Source organism: Variovorax sp. CF079 (assembly GCF_900101545.1).
In the GTDB taxonomy this organism is placed as follows: Bacteria; Pseudomonadota; Gammaproteobacteria; order Burkholderiales; family Burkholderiaceae_C; genus Variovorax.
Genome location: NZ_FMZU01000016.1, coordinates 1 through 16,734, shown reverse-complemented (window position 1 = coordinate 16,734; position 16,734 = coordinate 1). Strand labels below are relative to the sequence as shown.

At 67.5% G+C, this 16,734-nt stretch carries 14 protein-coding genes and 1 pseudogene; 8 read left to right on the top strand and 7 right to left on the bottom strand.

Features of this window, described 5'->3' with window-relative positions:
• Positions 1-31: 31 nt before the first annotated feature.
• From BLS74_RS21105 to BLS74_RS21090, 4 genes are read right to left on the bottom strand one after another with little or no spacing between them, the layout of a single operon-like run.
• Positions 32-1,177, bottom strand: a complete 1,146-nt coding sequence (locus BLS74_RS21105) for a HupE/UreJ family protein (RefSeq protein ID WP_244503947.1) — start codon at positions 1,175-1,177, stop codon at positions 32-34.
• Positions 1,164-2,330 carry a tetratricopeptide repeat protein gene (locus BLS74_RS21100; RefSeq protein ID WP_093109108.1) on the bottom strand — a complete coding sequence of 389 codons (1,167 nt, stop codon included), beginning with the start codon at positions 2,328-2,330 and terminating at the stop codon, positions 1,164-1,166. Before BLS74_RS21100 ends, BLS74_RS21105 begins: the two co-directional genes overlap by 14 nt.
• Before the next feature lie 14 nt (positions 2,331-2,344).
• Positions 2,345-2,623 (bottom strand): hypothetical protein, encoded by a 279-nt coding sequence (locus tag BLS74_RS21095; RefSeq protein WP_093109107.1) that lies wholly within the window; start codon positions 2,621-2,623, stop codon positions 2,345-2,347.
• 10 nt (positions 2,624-2,633) lie between these two features.
• Positions 2,634-4,115 (bottom strand): DUF4331 domain-containing protein, encoded by a 1,482-nt coding sequence (locus BLS74_RS21090; RefSeq protein ID WP_093109106.1) that lies wholly within the window; start codon positions 4,113-4,115, stop codon positions 2,634-2,636.
• Positions 4,116-4,349: 234 nt separating this feature from the next.
• On the opposite strand from BLS74_RS21090, the gene BLS74_RS21085 reads away from it, so the two are divergent.
• A complete protein-coding gene (locus BLS74_RS21085) occupies positions 4,350-5,528 on the top strand; it encodes an ABC transporter substrate-binding protein (protein WP_093109105.1) in 1,179 nt (392 codons plus the stop codon).
• On the opposite strand, the gene BLS74_RS21080 is transcribed toward BLS74_RS21085, so the two are convergent.
• Complete coding sequence (locus tag BLS74_RS21080) at positions 5,525-6,199, bottom strand: Crp/Fnr family transcriptional regulator (protein ID WP_170855675.1); 675 nt, start codon at positions 6,197-6,199, stop codon at positions 5,525-5,527. The genes BLS74_RS21085 and BLS74_RS21080 overlap by 4 nt on opposite strands.
• A 145-nt stretch (positions 6,200-6,344) precedes the next feature.
• Between BLS74_RS21080 and BLS74_RS21075 the strand changes: the two genes are divergently transcribed.
• From BLS74_RS21075 to BLS74_RS21055, 5 genes are all read left to right on the top strand, one after another.
• Positions 6,345-6,935: an HD domain-containing protein gene (locus tag BLS74_RS21075; protein WP_093109103.1), complete on the top strand. Its 591-nt coding sequence runs from the start codon at positions 6,345-6,347 to the stop codon at positions 6,933-6,935.
• A 23-nt stretch (positions 6,936-6,958) separates the two neighbouring features.
• A complete protein-coding gene (locus BLS74_RS21070; protein WP_093109102.1) occupies positions 6,959-7,726 on the top strand; it encodes a class II aldolase/adducin family protein in 768 nt (255 codons plus the stop codon).
• A gap of 124 nt (positions 7,727-7,850) precedes the next feature.
• Positions 7,851-9,146: an ATP citrate lyase citrate-binding domain-containing protein gene (locus BLS74_RS21065; protein ID WP_093109101.1), complete on the top strand. Its 1,296-nt coding sequence runs from the start codon at positions 7,851-7,853 to the stop codon at positions 9,144-9,146.
• 16 nt (positions 9,147-9,162) lie between these two features.
• Positions 9,163-11,886, top strand: a complete 2,724-nt coding sequence (locus BLS74_RS21060) for a CoA-binding protein (RefSeq protein WP_093109100.1) — start codon at positions 9,163-9,165, stop codon at positions 11,884-11,886.
• A gap of 49 nt (positions 11,887-11,935) precedes the next feature.
• Positions 11,936-13,246, top strand: coding sequence for an MFS transporter (locus BLS74_RS21055; RefSeq protein WP_093109099.1), 1,311 nt, complete (start codon positions 11,936-11,938; stop codon positions 13,244-13,246).
• On the opposite strand, the gene BLS74_RS34820 is transcribed toward BLS74_RS21055, so the two are convergent.
• Entirely contained in the window at positions 13,243-13,572 is a 330-nt protein-coding gene (locus BLS74_RS34820) for a hypothetical protein (protein WP_212733683.1), read from the bottom strand. The genes BLS74_RS21055 and BLS74_RS34820 overlap by 4 nt on opposite strands.
• Positions 13,573-14,636: 1,064 nt before the next feature.
• Positions 14,637-14,972 carry a hypothetical protein gene (locus BLS74_RS33940; RefSeq protein ID WP_139191721.1) on the bottom strand — a complete coding sequence of 112 codons (336 nt, stop codon included), beginning with the start codon at positions 14,970-14,972 and terminating at the stop codon, positions 14,637-14,639.
• Positions 14,973-15,497: 525 nt separating this feature from the next.
• Between BLS74_RS33940 and BLS74_RS21035 the strand changes: the two genes are divergently transcribed.
• Together BLS74_RS21035 and BLS74_RS21030 are read left to right on the top strand one after the other, a co-directional pair.
• Complete coding sequence (locus BLS74_RS21035) at positions 15,498-16,373, top strand: DUF6502 family protein (RefSeq protein ID WP_348272435.1); 876 nt, start codon at positions 15,498-15,500, stop codon at positions 16,371-16,373.
• Positions 16,370-16,734, top strand: a pseudogene (locus tag BLS74_RS21030) (hypothetical protein); the annotation flags it as partial. The gene BLS74_RS21035 and the pseudogene BLS74_RS21030, both read left to right, overlap by 4 nt.

Here is a 16,734-nt window from a genome sequence, read left to right as displayed (position 1 = left end):
AAAGTTAACACCTCATCCGAGCACTCCGACGCTACACGGCCACCAACTGGACATCGAACACCCGCTCGAACAGCCAGAGCGCCGCGATGGCGACGGCCAGCACCGAGCCGCTTCGCAGGACCACAGGGCGATAGCCGCGCCAGCCGCGCAAGGCCACCAGCACGAGAAGCGCTGCGCTCACGATCACCAGCTGTCCGGCCTCCACGCCCAGGTTGAACTGAAGCAGCGCGGTGACGAAGCCGCGGGCCGGCAGCTCGAGTTCGCCGAGCACGCCCGCAAAGCCGAAACCGTGGATCAGGCCGAACAGGAAGCTGAAGAGCTTGCGCCGGCCCCGCAGCAGCGGATGGAGATTGTCGAGCGCCGCCACCATGATGGTGAGCGCGATGGCCGGCTCGATGATGCGCGGCGAGATCGTCAGCAGTTCGAGGCCCGCCAGCGCGAGCGTGATGGAGTGCGCGACGGTGAACATGGTGACCATGCCGACCATCGGCCACAGGGCCTCGCGCCAGTTTGCGACCGGCATCCACCCGTCCGCCCCGCGCCGCAGCACGGCGGGCAGCAGCAGGCAGATCAGGAACAGCACGTGGTCGTAGCCGATCAGGATGTGGTGCACGCCATCGCGAAAGAAGCTCGTGCCCGATGCCGCCCCGGTCGGGCCCTCCGGCCAGGCCACGGCCACCGGCCCGCCTGCCGGATCCAGCGAGCGCGCCGTCGGCGCCGCGTCGCCTTGCGCCCCGATGCGCAACAGCCCGCGATGCGTGGGGTCCACTTCCTTGAACAGCCGGTAGTCGAGTTCCATGGCGGGGCCGGTGTCGCAGCGTGCCTGCAACTGCAGCACAAGGTAGGCCCCGTCGATGCGGCTTTCGACGGCAGGCGGCTGTGCGTGCGCGAGCCTGCATCGCCCCTGCTCGATGCGCAGGCGCGCCAACGCATAGGCGCCGATGTCGTCCATGCGCGCGCGAACCTCGCCCCAGCTCAGCTGTCGGTTGCCGTTGCGATCCAGGTCGAGCGCCGCATCGAGGTCGCGCAGCGCGATGTCCCAGCGGAGGTCCAGCGTGTCGCCGTTGCGCTGCAGCTGCAGGTAGGCATCGCTCGCCTTGTGGGCCCGCGCGGCCGGTGAGGCGGCTGCCAACGCGATGAACAGCAGCACCGCACCAAGGCGCTCAAAGAATCGCATCGATGCGCGCATCTCGCAGCCCCGTCTGTTGCAGCAGCGTTTTCACTTCGCCGCATGCGGCCTCGTCGCGCGCCGCAACGGCCGCGCGCGCGAACAGCAGCAGGTCGATCGGTTCGCGCTGCAGCTGGACGTTGACGCGCGCGAGCGCGAGGGCGCGTCGCGCATCGCCCTGCACATCGAGTGCGAACAGCGCTTGTTCCCGCGCATGCACCGACGTCGCATGCGGCCGCAGCGCGGCGGCCGCAAAGCGCGCCTGCAGCTCCTGCACTTCCCGCTGCGCGCTGTCGCGCCGTCCGGCCACGGCCAGCCGCAGCAGCACGGCATCGTTGCGCGGCTCCTTGCCGAGCAGAGGCGCAATCTCGGCCGCTCGCCCGTGCCGCTGGAGAAAGTCGCTGTAGGCCAGCAGCAGGTAGCCCGAGCGTTCGGTATCGAGCGCCTGCCGGTACGCGAGTTCGGCCGCCGCCGGGCGGCCCGCACGTTCCTCGATCTCGGCCACGCTGGTCTGCAGCCATTGGCGCGTGCCGGCCTGGCGCGGGTGCGCCAGCGCCGGGTCGGCCAGGAGCCCCTGCAGCGCGCTGCGGGCCGCCGCATGCTCGCCGCGCAGGCCTGCGTTCTCGGCCAGGCAGGCGATGGCGTACAGCGCCGGCCCGACACGGCCCAATGCACGGCAGGCCGCATCCGATTCGCTATAGCGCCCGCGCACGCGCAGGATGGTGGCGAGCGTGATCCAGGCCTGCGCATGGGTTGGCTGCCGGGCCAGCGCCATCTTCAGCGTGGCTTCGGCGCCGTCGAAGTCGTGCAGGAACTGCGCCACGGTCGCATGCATGACCAGCACCGCCGGCGGCGTTGCGCCGGCCGAGACCGGTTCCCAGGCCTGCAGCGCAGCCATCGCATAGCCCGCGTAGCGCGCATCGCCCTGCGCGCGGGCCAGGTCCAGATAGGCCTGCGCCGCCGCGATGGCCACGCCTTCGTCGCGCGGACTTTGGGCAAGCTCGCGCCGGAGCCTGTGCTCGTCGCGCGACCAGCCTGCGATGGAAGGCAGGGTCTCGACGATGGCCTCGTCGCTCGCCGGCACGCGCGGGGCCGCGCCTGCGGCCCCGGCGAGCACGACGAAGGCCGGAACCAGCCATCGCATGAGCGCGCGCACCCGCATGGCCGCTCCAGACATCACTGCGTGGAAAGCGGGTCTTTGGTGTCCGAAGTCGGCGGCGGATCGAAAGCCGCGACATCGGCCGGCTCGGCGGTGTCGAGCGCCATGTCGATCAGTCCTTTCACGTAGGCGATGAAGGCGTCGTACGGATCGGTCATCACGGGCGGTGGGTTCGAAGGCGGCGGTGCGGTGCCGATGGGGAAGCCCCCAGATCCGCCCCCTCCTCCGCCGCCGCACCCGGCCAGGACGACCGCTGCCAGCAAGGATGCACTCCACAGATGGGTCTTGCGGTTCATGCCGTTCTCCTCACTGCGCACCGGGCAGCGGCGTGTTCAGGTACGGAAAGGCGTCGAGGAACTGGGCAGGACTCACGGCCGCCCCGTCGGTCAGCGCCGCGCCGCCGGCCGGAGCGTCGGCAGGCATGCAACCAACCTTGAGCGTGTCGCTCGCGCCGGTCGCGACGCAGAGCACGCCCATCGCCACGCGCAGCTCGGCATCGACGATGTCGTCACCCGGCCGGCGGCCGTTCGGGAAGCCCGCGGTATCACCGGCCAGGACGCCGAGGTTCATCTGGCTGGCCTTCGGTGTCGGCGCGATGCCTGTGTTGAGCCGCAGCATCTCCGAGGGCTTCACGTTGGCCGGCTTGTTGACGCCATCCACGCCCGTGAGAAAGGCCGCGACCAGGTCGCTGCGCGGAAAGTTGGTCGGCGCGGGCGCCGAAGGGAACAGCGTCTGGATCAGGGCCGGCAAGGTAGGGTTGGTCACGTAGTCCGCGAACTGCGCGTCGTCCCTGGGCTTGGAGCTGTTGAACTTATCCTTGTCCTTCAGGCCGATCACCAGTTCGTTGACCAGCGGCATCCCCAGGCGCGAGACCTGCGTCCAGGCGCCGCCGTTCAGCGCGGTGGTGCCGTGGCCGCTCTTGGGCGGGCTCGCGATCAGGCGGCCCTGGCGCACGCTGGCGCTGGTCCAGCCGCCGACGATGGGGTCGGCGCCCGTCACGCAGGCGATCGGCACTTCCAGCGCCATCGTGGTGATGTTCCTGCCGGCCAGCGAGTCGGGATTGGCGTTCGGCGCACCCAGCGGATTGAGGTTGATCAGGTCGAACACCTGGCCCAGCGCGACGGCGAAGGGATCCTTGCGCTGGCCCACGAACACGCGCCCGGGCGTAGCGCAGCCCGGGATGTTGACCGCATAGAGATGCTGGTTGGCGTAGGCGGCATAGCCGGTCGGGCCGCCGAAGGTCTTGTCGCCGATGTTGTCGGTGGGCTTGTCGAACTCCGTGCCGCCGCCGGCCATCGTGACCGCCTCCGCACGCCCCTTGCGGCGGTCGCCGTACACCACGCTCAGGGTGTAGGTCTCGCGCAGGTTGCTGGTCGCGCCATTGGGCGCCGAGATGCCGCCCGACTGCACCAGCGGAATCGACACCTGCTTGCCGGAGATCGGCAGTTGGATGTCGCGCAGCGTGTTCTTGAACTTGAACTGGAAAGTGACGTTCTCGACCGCGTCGCCGTCGGTGTCCAGGTGGATCTCGTACAGCGCGTTCGGATCCATCGTGAAGTAGTTCGGCCCGCCGTACGGACCCTGGTCGGGCTGGTAGTTGGCGATCAGCGTCAGGTAGTTCTGCCGGCCCGGCTCGTAGCTGCGGAACATGTAGAAGTCGGTCGCATCGAGCTTGGGCATACCGGCAATGGAAGGCGCTTCGCGGTGGCTGGACGCGAAGGCGCCGCCGGCCGCTGCCGCGCACAAGGCGAGGACGCAGGCTCTGCGGGAATGTGTTGGGAATTTCATCGGCGTCACCTCAAGAAGTGGAACGGTTTTCGAAACAGCGCACGGAGCGCCTTCGAAGTACGCGGCAATCGTTCACGTGGATACGGCGCAGAGCGCGCAATACAGCGTTGCGTATCCGGCAAGCGCGCCGCCGACGCGGCGCCCATCAGCAAACCGGCCCAACGTGACTTACTACCTTCGTATGAGGCACCAAAATTGCTACATTTTTCAGATTGATGTAGCGAAAGGTTTCCGATGGATCTGTCACGCAGGCTTTGGCTGGGCAAGGTGGGGGCCACGATGCTGCTGGGCGGCGGCCTCGGTGCGAGCCGGATCGGCCAGGCGCAGACCACGCGCGCCGCCGCGCCGGCAGCGGCCTCGGCGCGCACGGTGATCCTCGGGCAATCGGTTCCGCTGACCGGCGCCGCCAGCGAGATCGGGCTGGCCTTTGCCGCCGGCTGCCGCCTCTACGCGACCCACTTCAACGAAACGCAGGCCGCCAGCGGCATCCACCTGAAACTGCAGCAGCTCGACGACGGCTACGACGCCGCGCGCGCTGCCGCCAACGCGCGCACCCTGCTCACCACCGACAAGGCCGACATGCTGTTCGGCTTCGTCGGCACCGCCAGCAGCGAAGCCGGTGCCGCCGCGGCCGCGCAACAGGGCACGCTGCTCTTCGCACCCTTCGCCGCCTCGGACAGCCTGCGCGGCGCCGCGCATCCGAACGTGTTCCACGTGCGTCCCAGCATGGCCGACGAGGCCTTCAAGATCGTGCGCCAATGTGCCACCGTGGGGCAGACGCGCATCGCGCTGGTCGGCGACGACGACGCCATGGGCCGCGCCGGTCTCGCCGCCGTGCAGCAGGCCATGACCGATCAGAAGCTTGGGTCCCTGGCGGCGAGCGCGCTGGTGCCCGCCGCCGGCGACAAGCTCGATGCGGCACTCGCCGCGGTGCAGAAGCAGAACCCGCAGGCCATCGTGCTGGTGTCGCTTTCGAGCACCACCGCCAATGTGATCCGCAAGCTGCGCAAGAGCGGCTATTCCGGCGCCTTCATGGCCTTCTCGATCGTCGGCATCGATCCGCTCTACGCGGCGCTGGGCAAGGACATCGGCGGCATCGTGATCTCGCAGGTCGTGCCCTCGCCGCGGCCCTCGGCCATCCCGATCGTCAAGGAATACCTCGCCGCCATCGACACCTCCGACCAGACGGCCTCCTACGAAGGCATGGAAGGCTTCATCGCCGCCAAGGCCGCGGGCGAAGCCGTTCGCCGCGCCGGCCGCGGCTTCACGCCCGCGAGCCTGCAGCGCGTGATGGCCGGCATGACGGACTACGACGTCGGCGGCTTTCGCATCAACCTGCGCCCCGGCCTGCGCGATCCGCAGCGCAGCATCGACCTGATCAGCATCACGGCCGACGGGCGCGTATTGCGCTAAGCAGTGCCGCCCAGGCGCTGCAGCGCATCGAGCGACAACAGCTCGATGCGGCCGTAGCCGAGCGCGATCACGCGCTCTTCCGCCAGCGCGTTGAGCTCCTTCGAGAGCGTCTGCCGCGTCACGCCCAGCATCATCGCCAAGGCCTCTTGCGGCAGGCGCACGCGCTTGCGCAGATGCACCGACTGGGTCGCGTCGCCGCGCGCCAGCACCAGCAGCCGGCGTGCGACGCGGGCTCGCAGGTCGCGCAAGGTGGCGTCCTCCATCAATCCATAGAGTCCCCGCACCCGCGCCGCGAGCAGTGCCGCGATCGCATGGGAGAAGGCCCTGCCCTGCATCTGCTGCGCGAAGGCTTCAGGCGGCACCACCAGCAGGTCGAGCGCGCTCAGCGCGGTGGCATCGTGGGTGCGCGGCGAACCGTCGATCAGGCTGATCTCGCCGAACCAGTTGCCGGGCTCGAGCACGGCCAGGATGGCTTCGCGCCCATCGTGCCGCAAGGTCGAGATCTTGATCGTTCCGGCCGCCAGCCCGTAGAAGCCGCTGCCCGCCGCCTGCACCGGATCGCCCTGGCGGAACAGCATCGCGCCGCGCCGCAGGTGGACCAGGTCGGCAGCGCCCAGCAAGGCCTCGCGCTGCACGCGCGGCATCGAGGCGAACCACGGGTTGGCTTCCATGGCGCTGCGGTGCGCTGCAGACAGGCGCGGTCGGGGAGGCTGAGGCATGCAGGGTCGGGGGTTTACCAGGGCCCTGGATTGTCAAATTCTTGACAGTTGATGGTCAAGCGCAGGTCTACAGTGGGCCGCACCCCACGGAGACACGATGAACGCAAGAGCGAACTTCACCCGCATGCAGGACAGCACGCGGGAAGACTGGCAACTGATCGGCGGCGAGTTCATGCAGTTCGCGAGCGGCCTGCCCGAGCGCGTGATCAAGCACTTGCAGATCCTCGAAGGCGACTACGGCGGCTTCCCGGTCGACCGCTACACCCACTCGCTGCAGACCGCCACGCGCGCCTTGCGCGACGGACGCGACGAAGAGTACGTGGTGTGCGCGCTCCTGCACGATATCGGCGACACGCTGGGCTCCTTCAACCATCCCGACATCGCGGCCGCGATCCTGAAGCCATTCGTGCGCGAGGAGAACCACTGGATGGTGCAGAACCACGGCATCTTCCAGGGCCACTACTTCTTCCACCACATCGGGCTCGACCGCAACCTGCGCGACAACTTCAGGAACCATCCGAACTACGAACGCACGGCCGAGTTCTGCGAGCTCTACGACAACCCGGCCTTCGACCCGAAGGCCGAGACGCTGCCGATCGCCGAGTTCGAACCGATGCTAAAGCGCGTGATGGCGCAGCCGCGTCAAAGCATCTACAAGGCTGTGTTGAAGCCTGCAGAGGCCGTCTGAAATTTCACCCCAAGGACACCCACATGAACGCCACCACCCAACCCGAAATCCAGAAGCTCGTCTCCGCCGAAGAATGGCAGCTGCGCGTCGACCTCGCGGCCTGCTACCGGCTGGTCGCGCTCTACGGCTGGAGCGACCTGGTCTTCACGCACATCAGCGCGCGCGTGCCCGGGCCCGAACACCACTTCCTGATCAATCCCTACGGCCTGATGTTCGACGAGATCACGGCGTCGAGCCTGATCAAGGTCGACCAGGACTGCAACAAGATCATCGACTCGCCCTACCCCGTGAACCCGGCCGGCTTCGTGATCCACAGCGCGGTGCATGCGGCGCGCGAAGACATCCAGTGCGTGCTGCACACCCACACGCGCGCCGGCATCGCGGTGAGCGCGCAGAAGAACGGCGTGCTGCCGATCAGCCAGCAGTCGACCTTCGTGCTCGCCTCGCTGGCCTACCACGACTACGAGGGCGTGGCCTTCCGCGACGACGAGAAGCCGCGCCTGCAGGCCGACATGGGTGACGCCAACTTCCTGATGCTGCGCAACCACGGCCTGCTCACCGTGGGCAAGACCATCGCCGATGCTTTTCTCTCGATGTACGTCTTCGAGACCACCTGCCAGATCCAGATCGCCGCGCAGTCCGGCGGCAGTGAACTCACGCAGGTGAATCCGAAGATCGTCGAGGGCGTGGGCCAGGCGATGAAGGTGCAGACCGGCGGTCTCGGAGGCGCCTTCGTCTGGCCCTCGCTGATCCGCAAGCTCGACCGCATCGATCCCGGCTACAAAAACTAGGTGGCCCCGTACAAACCCTGATCGCCGTGACGGCGGATCGACAGCTTCGCTTTCTACGATTTCTCCAGGGCATCCCCACGCTGGATGCCCACAGCGCAGTTCGCGCACACCAGGAGACATCGACATGCAGATCACGGGTATGTTGCACGGCGCGCGGCTGCTGCAATTTGCAGGCTTTCCCGCCACCGAGGTGCTGGGCCCCGCGGCCAGCGAAGAAGAAATCAAGGCGCTGATCGACAAATACGGGCTCATCTTCGTCAAGCCGGTCTTCAAGGGCGGCATCGGCAAAAAGGGCAAGGCCGGCCTCCTGGGCCGCGCCACCGATCTGAAGACTGCGCTGGCCGAGAAGGAGCGCCTCTATTTCGCCGAACACACGGTCGGCCACGTCAAGGCCAAGGCCAACGGCGTGACCTTCGAGGCCGGCGTGCCGGCCAAGCACGAGGTCTACTTCTCGATCAGCGATTCCACGCGTTTCCGCGCGCCGACCATGACGCTCACGCACATGGGCGGCATGGACATCGAGGAGCTCGAGAAGAGCCAGGTCGCGATGGTGCCCTTCGATCCGCTGACCGGCCTCAAGGCCTTCGTGGTGGCCAATGCGCTGACCGAGATCGGCGCACCGAAGGAGATCATCTCGCCGCTGGTGCAGCAGTTGCCCAAGCTGTGGGAGCTGTTCCACGACTTCGGCATGACCACGCTGGAGCTCAACCCGATCCGCATGCGCGAGGACAAGAAGGGCCGGCTCACGCCGGTGGCCTGCGACTTCAAGTGCGGCTTCGACCGCGACGATCCGCGCTGGCTGCGCCTGGGCCTGCCGCCGCACCTGTTCGCGGCCGACTATTCCGACTTCGAGCAGGAGATCAACACGCTGCGCACCCACCAGGGCCAGAGCGATGTCTACGTGATCAACGAGCGCGGCACGGTGCTCGCGCCCACCTTCGGCGGCGGCGCCAACTCGCTGGTGACCGAAATGCTGGGCGACGACGCGATCATCAGCTCCGACTTCGGCGGCAACCCGCCCTACGAGAAGATGAAGGAGGTGGCGCGCATCTGCTTCAAGCACTGGCTCAGGCAGGCCAACGTGCTCTTCATCATCGGCGGCAAGAGCAACAACACCGACATCTTCGAGACCCTGCGCGCCATGGCCGATGCGCTGCGCGAGCACTTCAGCCAGCACGGGCCGACGCCGCTCTACGTGGTGCTGGGCCGCGGCGGGCCGAACCTGGTGCGCGGCATGGGCGCCTTGCGCGACACCTGCGATGCGCTGGGCCTGCCCTATCGCCTCTTCGGCTTCGACTCCGACATGAGCGAGGTGATCCAGTTCGCGAAGAAGGTCAACAACTGGATGAAGGACGGCGGACGCGAACAGATCGCGGCCCGGCTCGGCATCCAGGCCCCCGCAACCGCCAACGCCGACTGACGCAGGAGAGATCACCATGCAAGCCAACTGGCAAAAAAAAGGCGTCGGCGACTTCAAGTACCACGTCGGCATCAGCTCGCTCACGCAGGTGGCGTCGCGCGACGACCGCGTCTGCGTGCTCAACATCCTGGGCGGTGAATCGAGCGAGGTGACGCCGGTGAGCCATGTGTACTCCGGCGGCAACGTGGTGTGCGGCACGGCGCCGGGCAAGGGCGGTGCGGTGCTCGAGACGAGCATCGGCAACATCCCGGTCTACAACAACGTGCGCGACGCGCTGGCCGCGGGACACCGCTTTAACTGCGGCGTGGTCTATCTGCCGCCCTCGGCCGCGCGCGACGGCGTGGCCGAACTGATCCGCGTCAACCCCGACCTGCGCAAGATCTTCATCATCACCGAGAAGATCGCCGTGCACGACGCGCGCGAGATCCGCGCCATGGGGCAGCAGAACGGCATCGACATCTTCGGCGCCAACGGGCTCGGCGTGGCCGACTCGTGGAACCAGGTGCGCATCGGCGGCGCATTGGGCGGCGACAAGCCCGGCGACTCGCTCAGGCCGGGCTCGATCGCGATCTTCTCCAACTCGGGCGGCTTCTCGACCACCATCGCGCAGTACCTGCGCATGGCGGGCTGGGGCACCACCACGGTCATCTCATCGGGCAAGGACGTCTACATCCACTACGCGGCGCCCGAGTTCGCCTTCGCGCTGGCCAACGATGCGCGCAGCAAGGCCGCGGTGCTCTACTGCGAACCCGGCGGCTACTACGAGTTCGATGCCCAGTTCACCAAGCCGGTGGTGGCCTGCGTGGTGGGCCGCTGGAAGAGCAAGCTCACGCGCGCGGTCGGCCATGCCGGCGCGATGGCCGGCGGCTCGGACGACGCGCTGGCCAAGGAACGCTGGTTCATGGACAAGTTCGGCGTCGACGCGATCTTCACGCCCGACAACCCGGTGTTCTCTGCCAAGGGCGCGCTGGTGACCAACATCGCCCACATCCCGGCCGCGCTCACGGCCGTGATGCGCGCCAATGCGACCATGCCCGACTTCGCGGCCGAAGGAAACCTGGCGCTCAAGCCCTGGTTCGGTTCCGACGAAGGGCTGGATCTGCCCGATGAACTGCGTCCGCTGGTGGTGGAAGCGGTCGCGCCCTACAACGAACAGGTGGCGCTGCTCAACACGCAGATCGGCGGCGTGGTGCCGCGCCAGGCCATGAAGGATGCATCCGGCGCCTCGCAGATGGACGCGAAGACGCAGGTCAGCAGCCTGCACGGCACCAGCATGCTCGATGCGGCCACGCTGCCGCTGGAGTCGAACGTCGCGCTGGCGCTGGTGCACGACGCCGGCGGCGAGAACGACCGCAAGCTGATCGCACCCGCGATCGCGGCCTTCGTCAACCTGCATGGCCGGCCCGAGCTGGCGGCAGCCGAAGCCAGCCGCGAGGCCGGCAACGCGCCCAACGCGGTGCTGGCCGCCGCGGCCGCCATCGTCGGGCCGAAGCGGCAGCAAGCGGCGCGCGCTGCGCTCAAGTTCATGCTCGAGCGCTTCCATGCCGCCGGGCTGGGCACCGAGTTCGGCGCCTCGCTGAGCGAGAGCTTCGACGTCGGCACGGTCGATGCCTCGGACCCGCCCGAGCTCACGACCGAGACACCCGATGCCCGCGCCCAGGCCCTGATCGCCGGCGTCCGGGCACGCGGCGCGCGTTCGGTGTTCCTGCGCTGGCTGCAGAACCAACCGGGCCATCCGACCGAAGCCGCGGTGCTGGCCGCGATCTCGGCCACGCTGGCCTGGGGCCCGCTCTCGCGCAAGCGCATCTCGCGTCTGACCGCCGAGAACTTCCCCTGGTGGCTGCAACTGTTTGGCACGCTGATCGGCGCTTCGGCCGAGGCCTCGAAGCACGAGGCCGGGCGCTTCTGCGGCATCGCGCAGGAGCAGATGCTGGGAAGCCTCAGCCTGGGCGAGATCGCCTTCGCGGCGCTCCTGGGCCACACGCCGGGCGAGAAGGATCTGTTCGCCTTCCAGACGCTGGTCGGCCTGCTCCTGACCAACGGCCCGGGCGCGATCTCGGCGCAGGGCGCCAAGGGCGCGGTCTCGGCCGACGGACCCGAGCAGCCCGAGCGCGTGCAGCTCAACAAGGCGCTGGTCGGCTTTCTCACGCACACCGGCTATGCGCACGGCGGCAACGGCTATGAGGGCATCGCCTACCTCAACGAGCAGTTCAAGGCGAGCGGCCTGAAGGATCCGAGCGCCAGCGACCACGGCATCGACCTGAAGGCGCTGGCCGCGCGCGCGGTGGAGCAGTACGCGCAATACAAAAGCCAGAAGAAGACCGTGGGCAGCCTCGACATCGCCAAGCTGCCCGGCGTGAACCATCCGGTGTTCAAGGACAAGCCGGTCAACTTCGATCCGCGCGAAGTGTTCATCGCCAAGCTGCAGGAAGCGCGCGGCGACTGCAACGTGTTCCACGATTTCTACCGGGCGCTGGTGCAGCAGCTGTTCGACGCCGGCGTCTCGCGCAACGTCTACTGCGTGAACGTCGACGCGGTGATCGCGGCCCTGCTGCTCAAGATGCTGTGGCAGCCGCTGCAGTCAGGCGAGATCGGCGAACGCGAGCTCGAGACCGCAGCCTTCACCATCTTCCTCTATCCGCGCATGCTCGGCTGCGCGGCCGAGATCGACGACCACCTGAACCGCGGACGCAACATGGACACGCGCACCGCCGCCTCGCTCTGCAAGTTCGTCGCCTGAGCCAGGGCCTGTTCAGGCTCTGGTCAGCATGCCGCAAGCACGATCCATCATGACCACAGCCATCCTGGCCAACGGCGCGCCCGCGTCCGTTCAACAAGGCTCCAAGCTCGGCGCGGTGCTCCGCGTGACGAGCGGCAACTTCCTCGAGCAGTTCGACTTCTTCCTGTTCGGCTTCTATGCGACCTACATCGCGAAGGCCTTCTTTCCCGCCACCAGTGATTTCGCTTCGCTGATGCTGACCTTCGCGGTGTTCGGCGCCGGCTTCCTGATGCGGCCGCTGGGCGCCATCGTCCTCGGTGCCTACATCGACGAGGTCGGGCGCCGCAAGGGCCTGATCGTCACGCTCGCGATCATGGCCAGCGGCACCGTGTTGATCGCCTTCGTCCCGGGCTATGCCTCGATCGGCCTGCTCGCGCCGGCCCTGGTGCTGCTGGGCCGGCTGCTGCAGGGCTTCTCGGCGGGCGCCGAGCTGGGCGGCGTCTCGGTCTACCTCTCGGAGATGGCGACGCCCGGGCACAAGGGCTTCTACACCGCCTGGCAATCGGCGAGCCAGCAGGTCGCGATCGTGCTGGCCGCGGCGCTGGGTTTCGCACTCAACGAGCTCATGAGCCCCGAGACGCTGGCCGGCTGGGGCTGGCGCGTGCCCTTCTTCGTCGGCTGCGCGATCATCCCCTGCATCTTCGTGCTGCGCCGCTCGCTGCAGGAGACCGAGGAGTTCCAGGCCCGCAAACACCATCCGACGACGCGCGAGGTGGCCGCATCGATGCGGCAGAACTGGCGCATCGTGTTCGCCGGAATGCTGCTGGTGGCGATGACCACCGCCACCTTCTACCTGATCACGGTCTACACGCCGACCTTCGGCCGCACGGTGCTGCACCTGAGCGCCAAGGACAGCCTGGTCGTCACGCTGCTGGTCGCCGTCACCAACTTCATCTGGCTGCCGGTGGGCGGCGCACTCTCCGATCGCATCGGCCGCAAGCCGCTGCTCGTCGCGATGACCGTGCTGGCCGTCCTCACCGCCTATCCGGCCATGTCCTGGCTGGCGGCGGCGCCGAGCTTCGGCCGCATGCTCGACGTGCTCTTGTGGTTCTCGTTCCTGTTCGGCATGTACAACGGTGCGATGGTGGTCGCGCTCACCGAAGTGATGCCGGCGCAGGTGCGCGTGGTCGGCTTCTCGCTGGCCTACAGCCTCGCCACCGCGATCTTCGGCGGCTTCACGCCGGCCGTGTCGACCTGGTTGATCGAGGCGACTGCGGACAAGGCGGCGCCGGCCTACTGGATGAGCTTCGCGGCGGTCTGCGGGCTGATTGCGACGCTGGCGCTGTACCGGCGCCAGGCCGGGAGGGTGGTCAGAGCCTAGATCAAGTCATCTTCCGGGTCCGCCGCCGCCACCAGGCCCGCCGCCACCACCGGGCCCACCGCCACCACCGGGCCCACCGCCGCCGCCAGGCCCACCGCCACCGCCGGCACCACCACCGGCACCACCACCGGCACTACCACCACCGGCACTACCGCCGCCAGCACCACCGGCACCACCACCACCACCGGCACCACCGCCGCCACCACCACCGGCACCACCACCGCCGGCACCGCCACCGCCACCACCGCCACCACCGGCACCACCGGCACCACCGGCACCACCGCCAGCGCCAGCGCCGGAGCCAGCACCCGAGGAGCTACCGCCACCGCTGCCGCCGGGATCGGCGCCAATACCTCCGCCCGAACCTTTGGAGATGATCACTGCGCCGGCAGTCCCGGCTTGTGATGCCTGAGGCGCCTGACCTGCCTGCCTGAAGTTCCAGCAGGGCACCTCTCCAAAGGGGTTGTATCGGTCGCAGGCGGTCGAGCTTCTTGTTGCCGGACGAGCGGCGGCTTGGAGCTGTGTGCCTGAGCGCGCCGCAGGTCGCGCCTCGCTGAGGCTGGGGCGCGCATCGGCCACAGGTGGGCTCGCCAACACCACGACCGGAGCGGCAGGCGCGTCGCCCTTGGCTTCGGGTGCGTCTGCCGTGGCAGTTCGGGGTTGGATAGGTGGCTGCGCTCTTGGCATCGGCATCGGCATCGGCATCGGCGCTGGCACCGGCGTTGCTTCGACACGCGCCGTTCTGGGCTGAACCTGAACAGTCGCCACCGTGGTTCGAGCCGGCTGGGGAACGAGATCGTCTTGATCAACCGAGGCTTCAGCTGGTGAGCCCACGCTCGATAGAGCCTGCGGCACATCAGGCTGCTGTGGCGTGCCTCTTGTTGCCGCCGTCGCCGGGTGAACAGAGGCCACCGGCGCGGGGTCCACGGACGCGGCAGGCGGCGGCGAAGAAGCAACTGCTGCTTGCTCCGCAGCCGGGCTGGCCGGCTGCAACAGGGATGAGGCCGCGCTCGAAGGCGGGACAATGCGCGTCGCATCGCGGCTCAAGTACCAGAGGACGAAAGCGCCATGCAGCAGCGCCAGCACGATCAACAACAAGACGATGGACACGTCGACACCTGGCGGCACGGGTATCCATCCCACGCGTCTCAGTGCACCAGTGCTCCGCGGCTCGCGAGCAACAGCCTTCAACGCCAACGAATAGCGCGGCGCCGTTGGCACCGCGAGCGGTTCACTGGACGTGGTGGTATCGAACGTTGTCGTGCCTGAGCGGATGCCCGAGAACTTGCCCGCACAACCCCGGCAATACCTTGCGCTGTCTCTGTTGGGCGTGTGGCACGACTCGCAGAACTTGGTCATTCCGATGATCCGTCGGACAGTGCAAGCAGCGCTATGGGATGGGGATGAACTTCGTGACGATTACCAGTGAATTGATCACGAGCCAGAAGGCTGCAAAGTCCAAGGCCCATGCCCGCCGCAGGACGATGCGCGACTCCTTCGGCAGCGGCACTTTTTTGCCTGCATCTCTGCTGGCATAGAAGGCCGGCAGCTTGTGCGAACAGCATTTGCAATACCGCGCAGAGCCCATGTTTATGGTGCTGCAGGCCTCGCAGATTTCGGCTGACGCAGTGCCTGATTGCAACCTCGCCAGATCGATGAGGTTTCCAAAGGCGACGCCCGAAGACGTGACTGGAGGCTCGCCAAAAGAAACAGAAGCGGCAGTCATGGATGCTCTCCTCGACGAAAGACAGATGCAGGTTCACCGAAGGTTTGCCCGGCGCCGCAGTACCGGTCTGCCTTGGCTTGCGCAAGACTGCGCCCCAATCGTTGCTCCGCGATCGCGCGTCTTGCGAACATCAGCAGCTCTGCGTCCGTGGGCCCGCGCCCCGCACCCTCGATGTGCCTCCGGAAGGCGCGAACGATGCGGTCCTGTATCGCTTTCCTGACGTGCGTCGCTGCAGCAAAGGCCCGGTGCGCGCTCATTTCATGCGCAGCGATCGAGACTCGCGGCGCCGCCATGCTGCGTCGCCACGCAACGACCGGGCGGCCGCTCCTCCAGGGCGTGATCTTTTTCTTGCTACGTGTGACAGGCTTTGACATTTTTCTCTCCTGAGGAAGCACCTTGGATGTGAAATCTTCACATCTGTAGTTCTCTTGTCTTATAGTGATGTGCTTCTTTTTGTAAGACAGCGACGCAAGTCGCTGTCCAGTTGGTAACTAGGCGTTAAGCCCGTCACTGTCCGAGGACCGATTGCCCAGCGACAAGGCACAGATCACAGAAGGCCAACTTGCCTGGGTCCTGGCGGCTTGCGCACGCGTCATGCGTCCGTTGGTCAGGCTCGCGCTGGCCTTCGGTGTCAAGCATCCCCATCTGGAGGAATTGCTGCGGGATCTCCTGATCGACGAAGCGCGCCGTGCGTGGCTCCAGAACAAGGGCGCCGAGCCGAACATCAGCCAGCTGTCGGTGACGACAGGCTTGAACCGCAAGGCCGTGACCACGAAGGTGCGTGAGCCGGAAGATCCGTTGCCGCACACCGAGATGTCAGCCGCGGCCAAGACCCTGACCCTGTGGCTGCAGATGATCGACGACGACCCTGCGCACCGGTCCCTGCCCATCGTGGCCGAAGCCCAGGCGTCATCGTTCGAAACCGTTGCCCGGCGCGCCAGCCATGGCAACGTGCACCACCGCGCCATCCTCGACGAGCTGGTGCGTTTGAACATGGCGATCGAGCACGAGGGCCGCGCCGAGCTCAACGCCACCGCCTTCGTTCCGGCGAAGGACTTGAAGACGATGCTCGCCTTCCTGGGCGACAACACGCGCGATCACCTGCTCGCGGGCGTAGCCAACACGCTCGGCGCAGAGCCGCCCTTGCTCGAACGATCGGTATTCGCAGCCGGGATTGCGCTGGAGGACTGCGAACGCATCCACGAGCTCGTGCGCGAGCGGTGGAGCCAACTTCATCACGAATTGACCCGGGAAATGACGCGCGCCTTCGAAGAGGCCGAGAAAACGGCTTCGGGCCGCATCAGGGTCGGCATTTACACCTACTATGAAGACGGCGCAGCCGAGCGCGCTGAAGCACCGGCTGCCACGCCCTCGAAACGACTACGGGGAAGAAAAGCATGACGAACAACTCGCTGCGCAATGGCTTGCTGGCGCTGTTGACCGGCTTGCTGCTCTCTTGCGGCGGTGGCGGCAGCAGCAGCAGCAGCAGCAGCAGCAGCGGAGCCGGAAGCGCAGCGTTCGGCAGCGCCGGCATTGCAGGATTGACCGCCGAGTCGCTCGGCGGCGGCGGCACCAGCGACGGCCAGGGCGGAAGCTCGTCCGGCACGGATGGCGGCTCGACAACGGCCTCCGGCGGCGACGACGGATCGGGCGTGGGCTCCGGCGGTACCGGCGTGAGCACCGCCGATGCGGCCGGCATCGGCGGGGTCGATGGCGCGGGCAGCATCATCGTCAGCGGACTGCGCTACGACACGGACACCGC

What these genes read in the sequence shown, in the direction of transcription:
- BLS74_RS21105 (WP_244503947.1), bottom strand. Translation starts at nt 1,177, where the DNA reads ATGCGATTCTTTGAGCGCCTTGGTGCGGTGCTGCTGTTCATCGCGTTG.
- BLS74_RS21100 (WP_093109108.1), bottom strand. Translation starts at nt 2,330, where the DNA reads ATGCGGGTGCGCGCGCTCATGCGATGGCTGGTTCCGGCCTTCGTCGTG.
- BLS74_RS21095 (WP_093109107.1), bottom strand. Translation starts at nt 2,623, where the DNA reads ATGAACCGCAAGACCCATCTGTGGAGTGCATCCTTGCTGGCAGCGGTC.
- BLS74_RS21090 (WP_093109106.1), bottom strand. Translation starts at nt 4,115, where the DNA reads ATGAAATTCCCAACACATTCCCGCAGAGCCTGCGTCCTCGCCTTGTGC.
- BLS74_RS21085 (WP_093109105.1), top strand. Translation starts at nt 4,350, where the DNA reads ATGGATCTGTCACGCAGGCTTTGGCTGGGCAAGGTGGGGGCCACGATG.
- BLS74_RS21080 (WP_170855675.1), bottom strand. Translation starts at nt 6,199, where the DNA reads ATGGAAGCCAACCCGTGGTTCGCCTCGATGCCGCGCGTGCAGCGCGAG.
- BLS74_RS21075 (WP_093109103.1), top strand. Translation starts at nt 6,345, where the DNA reads ATGAACGCAAGAGCGAACTTCACCCGCATGCAGGACAGCACGCGGGAA.
- BLS74_RS21070 (WP_093109102.1), top strand. Translation starts at nt 6,959, where the DNA reads ATGAACGCCACCACCCAACCCGAAATCCAGAAGCTCGTCTCCGCCGAA.
- BLS74_RS21065 (WP_093109101.1), top strand. Translation starts at nt 7,851, where the DNA reads ATGCAGATCACGGGTATGTTGCACGGCGCGCGGCTGCTGCAATTTGCA.
- BLS74_RS21060 (WP_093109100.1), top strand. Translation starts at nt 9,163, where the DNA reads ATGCAAGCCAACTGGCAAAAAAAAGGCGTCGGCGACTTCAAGTACCAC.
- BLS74_RS21055 (WP_093109099.1), top strand. Translation starts at nt 11,936, where the DNA reads ATGACCACAGCCATCCTGGCCAACGGCGCGCCCGCGTCCGTTCAACAA.
- BLS74_RS33940 (WP_139191721.1), bottom strand. Translation starts at nt 14,972, where the DNA reads ATGACTGCCGCTTCTGTTTCTTTTGGCGAGCCTCCAGTCACGTCTTCG.